Below are 9612 nucleotides of genomic sequence, written 5' to 3'. Positions count from 1 at the left end.
GATCTCGAAGCCCTTTGGGGCTTCGGCCTTCTTGTCTAGGGCTGAATTGCGCCGCAGGTTGAGCGTAAGCCAGCAACATTCAGCCCCAATCAAAACCACCCCTTTTAGAGGTGGTTTTGATTGGGGCGGCTACGCGCGCGCCAGACTGAAGTCATTAAACAAAAAACGCCGCGCATTACAGCGCGGCGCCAAGTTTTCCACACTTATGAAATGCGGCTACAGAATTTCGTAGAAACGAATATCGGGGTCAGACGCCCAGGTGGGAGCCAAGCCCGGAGCAACCTTGGTTTTGAACAAGTCGCTTTCAAGATATGCCTTTGCGTGTTCCATGGAATCGAACCCGTGAATCACCTGTACGTCTTCGTCGCGAATGAGGCATTCCTTGGTGAGCGCGCCTTCAATTTCGTCGAGGAAAGGCTGGCGATAGTCAGTGTAAACCTTCGCCGCTGCTGCACGATTCTCGGGGGCAATATCCATGATCACCTGCAAATACGCTTTAACGCTCATAACCGTGTCCTTTCATTGGAAGAAGCGTCGCGGCAAGTCCACGGGGGTTGTATCACGAGCCATTGGAGGGTGGGCCCGCCGCCTGATGCCGCTCACTATAGGCGAGCAACCCTTCGAAACACAGATATCGGGAAAATGATGAGTTGCTTAACTTTTTATTAGCCACTCATCTTTTCCTTAGTTACTTGAGAAACCGAGCGTTACATCATAGTCTTGAAGTAACCCGCACCTTCGAATCATTGGAGGAAGCCATGGCGCACGAACGCAAGCTCGAAAAAGATATACGCTGCCCGCTCGAATACGGCCTGGATATGTTTGGAGGCCGTTGGAAATCGCGCATCATCTGCGTGCTGGCAGCGAAGAGTACGCTTCGCTACGGTGAGCTTCGCGGCGAAATGACAAACATCTCAGATGCCGTGCTAGCCGCCACGCTGAAAGAGCTCATTGCCAGCGATCTGGTGCGTCGCAAAAGCTTCGACGAAATACCCCCGCGCGTGGAGTATTCGCTGACCCCGAAGGGGACATCGGTCGTGCCCATTTTGCAGAGTATTTGCGCCTGGGCTGGCATGTTTCATCGCGAAGTGAGCTCCGATGCTCCCAAACATTGCCAGATGTGCGACTTCGGTGACGAGCCTAAGAACATCGGCAGCATCGAGAATCGATAGCGCTTTATACTTCTGAACGACGAACCCTGAGATGAAGAAGGCCGGAGCCCTTTGGGGCTTCGGCCTTCTTGCTTGGGGCTGTACGTGACCGACGATTGAACGTCAGATTGCCGCCTAGGGGCGTTTGCAGCGTCGAGTCGTTACGGCGTTTGGTAAAACGCCGTAACTATTAAAGTTGACGTAAGCCCTCTTCGAGGCCGGTCTTGCTGTTGGTCTTATCGTCGCGCATCTTGATGACGCGGGCGGGGACACCGGCCACGACGGCGCCGGCGGGGACGTCCTCCACGCATACGGCGCCAGCGGCAACGACAGCACCCTTACCCACGTGCACGCCCTCCAGGACCACAGCGTTGGCGCCGATCATGACATCGTCCTCGATGATGACGGGCGTGGCGCTGGCGGGCTCCACGACGCCTGCCAGCACGGTGCCGGCGCCGATGTGGCAGTTCTTACCCACGGTGGCGCGGCCGCCCAGGACGGCGCCCATATCAATCATAGAGCCCTCGCCGATAACGGAGCCGATATTGATGATGGCACCCATCATGATGACGGCGCGGTCGCCGATCTCGACGCGGTCGCGGATGATCGCGCCCGGCTCGATGCGGGCATTGATGCCCTTAAGGTCGAGCATGGGGACGGCGGAGTTGCGGCAGTCATTCTCGACGTCGTAGTAGTCGATGGAGTCGGCGTTGGCGTCGAGGATGACCTTGAGCTCATCCCAATCGCCAAAGACGGTCTTGCCACGACGGCCGCCGTAGACGTGCGCATCGCCCCAGGCAACCTTCATGCCGGGCTTCTCGCGCACATACAGCTTGACGGGCGTCTTTTTGGGCGCGGTGGCGATGTAATTGATGATCTCCTGGGCATCCATCTCGGCTGCGTTACTCATATGCTGTTTCTCCTTTGCGTGGGTACGGTAGATAGCTGGTTAGGCGAACATGACCTGGTCGAAGGTGTAGAAGCCAGGGTCGCGGACGACGAGCTTTTGAGCGGCGGCCAGAGCGCCGTTGACAAAAATCTGGCGGCTCGTGGCACGGTGTGTGAGCGTGACCTCCTCGTCCTGGCCAAAGAAACTCACCTCGTGCACGCCGGCGACAGTGCCACCGCGCAGCGAGTGCATGCCGATCTCCTTGGGGTCGCGTGCGCCGCACATGCCCTCGCGGCCATAGACGGGGTGGTAACCTGCCTCGGGCTCGGCTTCGACGACGGCGTCGAGCAGCAGCTTCGCGGTGCCGCTGGGGGCGTCGGCCTTTTGGTTGTGGTGCGTCTCGACAATCTCGCAGTCAAAGCCGGGCAGCTCACGCGTGGCCTGTGCCACCAGATGACGCAGGGCCGCGATGCCGATGGAGTAATTGCCGGAGTGCATGACGCGGGCGTTCTGACCCAGCTCGCGCAGGCGATCCATCTGCTCGGGCGTGTAGCCCGTGGTGCCCGAGACCAACGCCGCGCCCGTGCGCTCGACATAGGCGACGACAGCATTGAAGGTCGCAACGTTCGAGAAGTCGATGATGACGTCGGCTGCTGGGGCGTTCTCGAGCTCGGACAAGTCGAAGCCGATCTGGGCGACGATGTCAAAAACGGCCTCTCCAGCGGCGTTGACAATGCCCTCGGCGGTAGTGCGGATGAGCGAGCCCATGCGGCCCGTTCCCATAATGACGGTCTTAATCAAGCAGACCAGCTCCCTTCAAAGCATCGGTAAGTGCAGCGCGCGTGTCGTTGGCCATGGGGCACAGCGGCATACGGTAGTTTGCCTCGATCATACCCATCTGAGCGAGCGCCTCTTTGACGGGGATGGGGTTGACCTCACTAAAGAGGGCGTTGATGAGCGGCTGACCGGCAATCTGGATATCGCGGGCGCGCTCCACGTCGCCGTCCAGATAGGCACGGCACATGTCGTGCACGAGCTGCGGCTGAACGTCTGCCCACACGCTGATGGTACCCGAAGCGCCTAGGCTCATGAGCGGCACGGTGAGGGCATCCTCGCCCGAGTACATGCGGAAGTCGTCTGACAGCAGGTGGGCGATCTTGGCCGCGTAGGCGACGTTGCCCGAGGCCTCCTTGATGCCCATGATGTTGGGGTGCGCGGCCAAGCGCTCTACGTTGTGCTCGCTGATGCCGCAGCCACAGCGGCCGGGGATGTTGTACAGAATGCAGGGGATGTCCACGGCGTCGGCCACGGTCTTAAAGTGCTGGTAGATGCCCTCTTCGTTAGACTTGTTGTAGTAGGGGGTAATGAGCAGCAGACCATCGGCGCCCAGGCCCTGATAGGTGAGCGACTTGGTGAGCATGGTCTGCGTGGAGTTGGAGCCCGAGCCGGCGATGACGGGGACACGGCCTGCAACCTGCTTGACCACCGCGGCGACAACGGAGTTGTCCTCATCGTCGGTCATCGTGGCGCTCTCGCCGGTGGTGCCCAGGGTGAGGATGGCATCGGTACCGTTTTGCAGGTGGAAATCGATAAGGCGCTCGAGCGCGTCAAAGTCGACGCTGCCGTCCTTTTTAAACGGCGTGACGAGGGCGACGATCGAACCCTCAAGATTGCGGATATCCATGTTCTTCTCCTTCGCTTCCGCGATCTGGATGCGTTTGTTCCACTGAGCGGCGACGGCCAGGCGCTCGTCCTGGGCGCGACGGCGAGCGCTTTCGGCACGCGATTTGGCCAGCAGCTCACGGCCGCACGGCAGCACGTCGAGCGTGGAAAAATAATCGCCCGGGCGCTCGGCGCGGCGGATAAGGTCGGCCGAGCCATCGGGACGCAGCAGGACCTCGGCGGAGCGCAGACGTCCGTTGTAGTTGTAGCCCATGGAGTAGCCATGCGCGCCGGTATCGTGGATCACGAGCAAGTCGCCCATGTCGATCCGCGGTAGCTCGCGGTCGATGGCGAACTTGTCGTTGTTCTCGCACAGATTGCCCGTAATGTCGTACGTGTTTGTGGCAGGCGCCGCGGTCTTGTCGGCGCCACCCGGCTGGCCCATCACCGTAATGTGGTGGTAGGCGCCATACATGGCAGGGCGGACCAGATCGACGGCACTGGCGTCGACACCGATATAGTCCTTGTAGATCTGCTTCTCGTGGATGGCCTTGGTGACCAGGCAGCCGTAGGGGCCCATCATAAAGCGGCCCATCTCGGTGCAGATGGCCACATCGCCCATGCCGGCGGGAACCAGGATCTCGTCGTATGCCGCGTGCACCCCCTCGCCGATGGCGTGAATGTCGTTGGCCTGCTGCTCGGGCAGATAAGGGATGCCGACGCCGCCAGACAGATTGATGAAGGCGACGTGTGCGCCGGTCTCGCGCTCCAGGCGCACGGCAAGCTCAAAGAGGATGCGCGCAAGCTTGGGGTAGTAGTCGTTGGTGACGGTATTGCTGGCGAGGAAGGCGTGGATACCAAAGTCCTCGGCGCCCTTGGCCTTGAGCATGCGGAAGGCCTCGAAGAGCTGCTCGGTGGTCATACCGTATTTGGAGTCGCCGGGGTTATCCATGATGCCGTTGGAGAGCTGGAACAGGCCGCCCGGATTAAAGCGGCAGCTGACCGTCTTGGGGATGGGCCCTGCGACGCGCTCAAAGAACTCGATGTGGCTGATGTCGTCAAAGTTGACGATGGCACCCAGCTTGTCGGCGAGCTCAAAGTCCGCCGCCGGCGTGTCGTTAGACGAGAACATGATGTCGTGTCCGGTGATGCCCAGCGAGCGGGCGATCATGAGCTCGGTATAGCTTGAGCAATCGCAGCCGCAGCCGTATTCGTTGAGAATGGAGATGAGCGCCGGGTTGGGGTTGGCCTTGACGGCAAAGTATTCCTTAAAGCCCGGGTTCCATGCAAAGGCGTCGCGCACTTCTTGCATGTTGCGGCGGATGCCCGCCTCGTCGTATAGATGAAACGGCGTGGGGAACTGCTCGACGATATGCTCGAGCGTCTCCTTGTCCACAAACGGCTGCTTGGCCGCATATGCCTCGTTGGGAGTCAATGACATGTCCCGTAAACCTCGCTATCCAGACGGCGCTACCTGCGCATCGAATCCGCATAGCGTGGACCCAATGTCCGGATAGCGCTCCCGCATTGCTGCAGACAGTCCTGCGGGTGTTTCCCGCAGGCCCACCAGGCTGTTCGTGCCCGAAAAACCCAGTTCGGCGGGTTTCGCCTCCCCGCGGGGTCAAAGCCTGCCGGCTCGCCCGCGGCTCTTCGTGCCCGCGCCTCTATCAAGTGGTAACGACCCTACCACGTTGCACTTTACCAAACAAGAGTATTCGTATATAACGTTTAAAAAATGCAGGGATATGCTGGAAATAAGGGTGTAGCAATCTTGCGGCACAATAGATAGCAGCCGACGCGCACCTACGAAAGGAACCAATATGGCCGAGCTCCAAGAACTCCGTCGCTACCGCCGCGACTTGCACAGGATCCCGGAGCTCGACTTCGATCTTCCGCAGACGATCGCCTATATCGAGGGCGTGTTGGCACCGCTCACCTGCGAGGTGACCCATCCGTGCCCCGGCTGCGTCTGCGCTTTCTTCGACGCTGGCGTTGGCGCCGCGCATGCCACGGCGATTCGCGCCGATATGGATGCGCTGCCCATTGCCGAGGCAACGGGGGCAGCGTTCGCTTCGACCCATCCCGGCAAGATGCATGCTTGCGGGCACGATGGACACATGGCCATGGCGCTTTCGGCGGCAACCTTTGTCGACCGTACGATCCGTGAGCAGCCGGGCGCCATTAAGCGCAATGTGCTCTTTGTGTTTCAGCCGGCCGAGGAGACGACTGGTGGTGCCAAGACGGTGTGCGAGAGCGGCGTGTTCGAGCGCTACGGGGTGGATCGCATCTTCGGCTTCCACGTGTGGCCCGATCTGCCCGCCGGCACGTTGGCGAGCTGCTCCGGTCCGTTGCTGGCGCGTTCGAGTGAGACACACATTCATATCCATGGCACGAGCATCCATATCGCTAAGACCTATGGCGTTCCGGTCGAGGAGTCGCACGATGCGGCGCTGGCGGCTGCCAAGTTCTTGGTTTCCGAGCGCGAGCTCATGGACGAGTTGGGTGTCGACGAGCCCTGCATTGGTAAGTTCGGCCTGCTGCAGGCCGGCACCGTCTGCAATGCGGTGGCGGGGGAGGCCCATGTTGCCGGCAGCCTACGTGTGTTTACGGACGACATGTTCGACCGCGCGCGCGAGGGCGTGCGCCGCGTGCTGGACGATGCCTGCGTCGCAACGGGCTGCACATATGACCTCGATTTTGCCGAGGGCTATCCGCCGGTCGATAACGACCCCGAGCTGTTCGCCCACATTGCGCCTGTCTTGTCCGAGCTGCAACTCGTGGATGAGCCTTTGCTGATTGCCGAGGACTTCGCTTTCTATCAGCGCCATCTGCCAGGCGTGTTCTTCCTCCTGGGTACGGGCGTGCCGGAGGGACAAGATAATCCGATCGATTCGGATGGCTGCCCCGCCTATGCCACGAGCGCCCTTCACACTGATACCATGCTCTTTGACGAGGAAATCCTACTCAAAGGCCTCGATGTCTACAAACGATTGCTTGGCTTGGAGTGACGATGGAACGACGCCGACAGTCTGCCGTATATAGTCCGGGTGGATGCGGATGCGGTTTGCTGCTGCTTCCGGTCATCGCTGTGAGCATTGGCGTGATGTTTGTGTTTGCTGGGCTGGCTGCGGCGGCACTCGTACTGTTTATCACCGCCATCGGCGTGACGGTCTGGCTGTGCCGTTCTCGCGAGCAGCGCCGCGCCGACGGTAAGACCAATGTCGGCTGGGTCGTCTTCCTGATCATTGCGTACCTATTGAGCATCAGCTACCTGGTGTTCTTTGTCCTAATGATGATCAGTGCCTTTACCGGGAAATCCGTCACGGTGGGTTGATGCGCTGCCAGCAGACGGTCACGCAAAGTGCGTTTGCTCGGCGTCTGGATAGCTGCATTGGCCGTTTACCGCAACCTTAGCCCTCAGCTAATGAATTCAAGTTCAATCCTTTCTACGATGTGCTGTGTGCCGGCACGGTAGCCGGATCGTAGGAAGGATGAATAATGGCAAAAGAGGGAAAGAAGCCGATCGGCAAGATTGTCCTAGGCGTCATCGTGGTGCTGGTTATCGTCGGTGCCGTGGGCTCCATGGGTGGCAATTCAACCGATTCGTCTGCGAGCGATTCGGCAAAACCTGCCGAGGCGACACAGCAGGCTGAGGAGCAAAAAGAATCGCAAGAACCGTATACCATTGCTGACGAGGCTGAAGACACCTCCAGTCAGTTTGCCTATAAGATCACGGGCACGCTTACCAATAACACGGACAAGGAAAAGAGCTACATTCAGATTGAGTATGTTCTGTATGATGCCGATGGCAACCAGGTTGGAACGGCTCTTGCAAACACCAATCATCTGAAGGCGGGCGGCTCCTGGAAGTTCGAGGCGCTGGGTACGGTGTCTCCCGACCAGGTTGCTAGCTGGGAGCGTTCGGACGTAAGCGGTTTCTAGCATGTTGCATGCACTGGGGGAGGTGAAGTCGTATGCCCGATAAAAAGCTGACCGAGGAGCTGCTCAATGAGCTTCTCGATGCGCCGAACATCGATGGCTATATCAGGGAGCACGACTTTGCCGCCCCGTCGCTTTCGGACTACCTGAAGCAGCTGCTGCAGGAAAAGGGCTTGGAGCGCTCGCGCGTGGTTCGTATGGCCGATCTCAATGAGACCTTTGGCTATCAGATCTTTACCGGTGCGCGTCACCCGAGTCGCAATAAGGTGCTGCAGATTGCCTTTGCGATGGCGCTGACGCTCAAAGAGGCCAACCGTGCACTGACGGCTGCCGGGGTAAGCGTCCTCAACTGCAAGGATCGCCGTGATGCGATTATCATCTTTTGCATCGATCGCGGGTGCAGCCTCCAAAAGGTCAACGAGGAGCTGTATCGCTTTGGCGAGGAGACGGTGAGTTAGCGGCTGATATCTGAGCCGGCGGAGCTGCCGAACAACGATGCAAGCGAACGGGGCGCGGATGCCATGGGGTGTCTGCGCCCTGCGCTATGATGGAGGCTATGGATACTCAGACCACAACATATTCCGATGACGAGCTGACCGCAGCGCTTGCCGAACATCTGGCGTCGCTCGATCGCGACGACAGCTATCGCGTGGAGCGTGTACTTAAGCGCTCGTCCGTTGAAACAACCGAGCTCGTGTACTTTGAAGGAACCGGCGGTGGTTCGCTCGGCCCCTTTGTCCGTAAACGCATCGATGCTTCGGTTCAAATCGGCGGGGCATACGAGCGTCTGTTTGCCGCCCAGCGGGCAGGCAGGCGTTTTGAGCACCTGCCCAGAATCGTCGATTGTCGTCGTGTGGGCGACGAGCTCAACGTGGTTATGGAATACATCGAAGGGGAGACGCTCGGGGTGCTGGTGGACCGTCTGGGAGCCACCCCCGATTATGCGCGTGAATTGTATCCTGCCCTATGCGATGCCGTGGGCGAGCTCCACGCCGGTTTTGCAATGGCGGGGGAGACGTCGGCGCCGGTGATCCATCGCGACCTCAAACCGTCGAATATCATCGTGACGGGTGCGAACTGTACGCTCGATGAGGGCCTGACGTTTTCGTCGCTGGTGATTATCGACTTGGGGATCGCGCGCGTATGGCGCGATGGCGCCGATGCCGACACCGTCAAGTTTGGCACGCGACCCTATGCGCCGCCCGAGCAGTATGGGTTTGGGCAGACGAGTGTGCGCAGCGACGTCTACGCACTTGGCGCCCTGTTGTTCTTCTGCTTGACGGGAGTCGACCCTAAACCAGGGCTCGACATGCGCGAGCAATGCGAGGCGCGTGGCATTCCCACTCCACTTGCCGATGCCGTCTGCATGTCGATGGCGCTCGACCCGGCCAAGCGTTTTGCGAGTGCGGAAGCGTTGGGACGGGCGACGCGCTCGGCATACGATCTGAGCCGCCCCGTGCGGCCTTCTACACCTGCGCCTGTCCGTACTCCGGCCTCGGAGACGGTGTTGACGCTCCAAGGGCTCCAGAACCCCGCAGGGCTTCCTAGGCCTGCCGCCTCCGCTGCATGCGGTCCGCTCTCTCGCGTTCCGGAGTCTCTGGGGCGCATTTGGAATACGCTTGTCTGCTTCTCCCTACTTGTGTTCTTTGCCGGAAGTCACTTTGCCGTCTTTCACCCCACGGGAGCAAACCAAAGCTACCCGGCGTGGTTTCTCATAATCGAGTATTTTTTCTTTGTCGATGGCCTTATGGTGCTTATGCATTTTGCGCTGCTCGATAAGCGCCGTCTTCGTCGGCGATTCGCACTGCTCGACAGCTATCGCGGCAAGAAACTCGCGAAACTTTGGCTCAAGGCATTGGGTGTGCTGCTCCTATGCATGATCGTCATAGTCGCGGTTGCCAATGCGACCGGCGTCGTCGATACCTCCGCTACCTAAAAGAAAAGGGCCCCATTGGGGCCCTTTGCAGTTGC

The 9612-nt window shown here is 59.7% G+C and carries 11 protein-coding genes and 1 riboswitch; of the genes, 7 read left to right on the top strand and 4 right to left on the bottom strand.

The window, feature by feature from the left end; genetic code table 11:
* On the top strand, positions 1-232 hold a 232-nt coding region (locus tag AAAV21_RS09655; RefSeq protein ID WP_349109272.1), incomplete at its 5' end, for a hypothetical protein.
* Here AAAV21_RS09655 and AAAV21_RS09650 read toward each other — a convergent pair.
* Positions 217-507: a hypothetical protein gene (locus AAAV21_RS09650; protein ID WP_349109270.1), complete on the bottom strand. Its 291-nt coding sequence runs from the start codon at positions 505-507 to the stop codon at positions 217-219. The two genes, AAAV21_RS09655 and AAAV21_RS09650, sit on opposite strands and share 16 nt — an antisense overlap.
* Before the next feature lie 251 nt (positions 508-758).
* On the opposite strand from AAAV21_RS09650, the gene AAAV21_RS09645 reads away from it, so the two are divergent.
* The gene (locus AAAV21_RS09645; protein WP_349109269.1) at positions 759-1172 is read left to right on the top strand and encodes a helix-turn-helix domain-containing protein; all 414 of its coding nucleotides are present in this window, start codon (positions 759-761) and stop codon (positions 1170-1172) included.
* Positions 1173-1341: 169 nt separating this feature from the next.
* Here AAAV21_RS09645 and dapD read toward each other — a convergent pair whose 3' ends face one another.
* From dapD to dapA, 3 genes are read right to left on the bottom strand one after another with little or no spacing between them, the layout of a single operon-like run.
* Positions 1342-2061 (bottom strand): 2,3,4,5-tetrahydropyridine-2,6-dicarboxylate N-acetyltransferase, encoded by a 720-nt coding sequence (gene dapD / locus AAAV21_RS09640; RefSeq protein WP_349109266.1) that lies wholly within the window; start codon positions 2059-2061, stop codon positions 1342-1344.
* A 39-nt stretch (positions 2062-2100) separates the two neighbouring features.
* Positions 2101-2841 (bottom strand): 4-hydroxy-tetrahydrodipicolinate reductase, encoded by a 741-nt coding sequence (dapB, locus tag AAAV21_RS09635; RefSeq protein ID WP_349109263.1) that lies wholly within the window; start codon positions 2839-2841, stop codon positions 2101-2103.
* A complete protein-coding gene (dapA, locus tag AAAV21_RS09630; RefSeq protein WP_349109261.1) occupies positions 2834-5143 on the bottom strand; it encodes a 4-hydroxy-tetrahydrodipicolinate synthase in 2310 nt (769 codons plus the stop codon). Before dapA ends, dapB begins: the two co-directional genes overlap by 8 nt.
* Positions 5144-5208: 65 nt before the next feature.
* Positions 5209-5377: riboswitch (Lysine riboswitch) on the bottom strand.
* A gap of 145 nt (positions 5378-5522) precedes the next feature.
* On the opposite strand from dapA, the gene AAAV21_RS09625 reads away from it, so the two are divergent.
* The 5 genes from AAAV21_RS09625 to AAAV21_RS09605 all read left to right on the top strand — a co-directional run bounded on the left by AAAV21_RS09625 (position 5523) and on the right by AAAV21_RS09605 (position 9577).
* Complete coding sequence (locus AAAV21_RS09625; protein WP_349109259.1) at positions 5523-6710, top strand: N-acetyldiaminopimelate deacetylase; 1188 nt, start codon at positions 5523-5525, stop codon at positions 6708-6710.
* Between the two features lie 2 nt (positions 6711-6712).
* Positions 6713-7036 (top strand): hypothetical protein, encoded by a 324-nt coding sequence (locus AAAV21_RS09620; protein ID WP_143759215.1) that lies wholly within the window; start codon positions 6713-6715, stop codon positions 7034-7036.
* Positions 7037-7200: 164 nt separating this feature from the next.
* Positions 7201-7644, top strand: a complete 444-nt coding sequence (locus tag AAAV21_RS09615) for an FxLYD domain-containing protein (protein ID WP_117637493.1) — start codon at positions 7201-7203, stop codon at positions 7642-7644.
* Positions 7645-7676: 32 nt separating this feature from the next.
* Positions 7677-8099: an XRE family transcriptional regulator gene (locus tag AAAV21_RS09610; protein ID WP_117637494.1), complete on the top strand. Its 423-nt coding sequence runs from the start codon at positions 7677-7679 to the stop codon at positions 8097-8099.
* 98 nt (positions 8100-8197) lie between these two features.
* Positions 8198-9577 carry a protein kinase gene (locus tag AAAV21_RS09605; RefSeq protein ID WP_349109257.1) on the top strand — a complete coding sequence of 460 codons (1380 nt, stop codon included), beginning with the start codon at positions 8198-8200 and terminating at the stop codon, positions 9575-9577.
* Positions 9578-9612 lie beyond the last annotated feature (35 nt).

Source organism: Collinsella sp. CLA-AA-H302 (genome assembly GCF_040093305.1).
Classification (GTDB): domain Bacteria; phylum Actinomycetota; class Coriobacteriia; order Coriobacteriales; family Coriobacteriaceae; genus Collinsella.
Note: the sequence above shows the minus strand (reverse complement) of the source record. Positions and strands in the feature narration are given on the sequence as shown.

What these genes read in the sequence shown, in the direction of transcription:
- AAAV21_RS09650 (WP_349109270.1), bottom strand. Translation starts at nt 507, where the DNA reads ATGAGCGTTAAAGCGTATTTGCAGGTGATCATGGATATTGCCCCCGAG.
- AAAV21_RS09645 (WP_349109269.1), top strand. Translation starts at nt 759, where the DNA reads ATGGCGCACGAACGCAAGCTCGAAAAAGATATACGCTGCCCGCTCGAA.
- dapD (WP_349109266.1), bottom strand. Translation starts at nt 2,061, where the DNA reads ATGAGTAACGCAGCCGAGATGGATGCCCAGGAGATCATCAATTACATC.
- dapA (WP_349109261.1), bottom strand. Translation starts at nt 5,143, where the DNA reads ATGTCATTGACTCCCAACGAGGCATATGCGGCCAAGCAGCCGTTTGTG.
- AAAV21_RS09625 (WP_349109259.1), top strand. Translation starts at nt 5,523, where the DNA reads ATGGCCGAGCTCCAAGAACTCCGTCGCTACCGCCGCGACTTGCACAGG.
- AAAV21_RS09620 (WP_143759215.1), top strand. Translation starts at nt 6,713, where the DNA reads ATGGAACGACGCCGACAGTCTGCCGTATATAGTCCGGGTGGATGCGGA.
- AAAV21_RS09615 (WP_117637493.1), top strand. Translation starts at nt 7,201, where the DNA reads ATGGCAAAAGAGGGAAAGAAGCCGATCGGCAAGATTGTCCTAGGCGTC.
- AAAV21_RS09610 (WP_117637494.1), top strand. Translation starts at nt 7,677, where the DNA reads ATGCCCGATAAAAAGCTGACCGAGGAGCTGCTCAATGAGCTTCTCGAT.
- AAAV21_RS09605 (WP_349109257.1), top strand. Translation starts at nt 8,198, where the DNA reads ATGGATACTCAGACCACAACATATTCCGATGACGAGCTGACCGCAGCG.